The sequence below is a fragment of the Mesorhizobium sp. M7A.F.Ca.MR.148.00.0.0 genome, assembly GCF_003997735.1.
Lineage (GTDB): Bacteria > Pseudomonadota > Alphaproteobacteria > Rhizobiales > Rhizobiaceae > Mesorhizobium.
Genome location: NZ_RZTB01000521.1, coordinates 1 through 292, shown reverse-complemented (window position 1 = coordinate 292; position 292 = coordinate 1). Strand labels below are relative to the sequence as shown.

The 292-nt window shown below is 64.0% G+C and carries 1 pseudogene; it reads left to right on the top strand.

Annotated features, from left to right (window positions below):
* Nucleotides 1-96 precede the first annotated feature (96 nt).
* Nucleotides 97-292, top strand: a pseudogene (locus EOB49_RS35185) (ABC transporter substrate-binding protein); the annotation flags it as partial.

Sequence of the window (292 nt, the reverse complement as noted above, 5' to 3'; positions counted from 1 at the left end):
AGCGCCGCTTCGCATTCAATGGGAGGTGAGGGCCTGACAAGCTGCCGGCGAATGGGAGGATTTTCCGCGGCCGGCCGCGGAGGGACATCCACCATCATGAAACTCTTTCACGCATTCCTGGCGCTCGGCGTCACTGCCGTTCTGGCTGGCACGCAGGCGCAGGCCGTCGAGCTGTCGATGGTGTCGGGCGATACCGGCGACGGCATCAAGGTGCTGCGCGAGATCCTCGACCGTTACGAGAAAGACAGCGGCAACAAGGTCAGCATCGTCGTCATGCCGACGTCCGGGACCG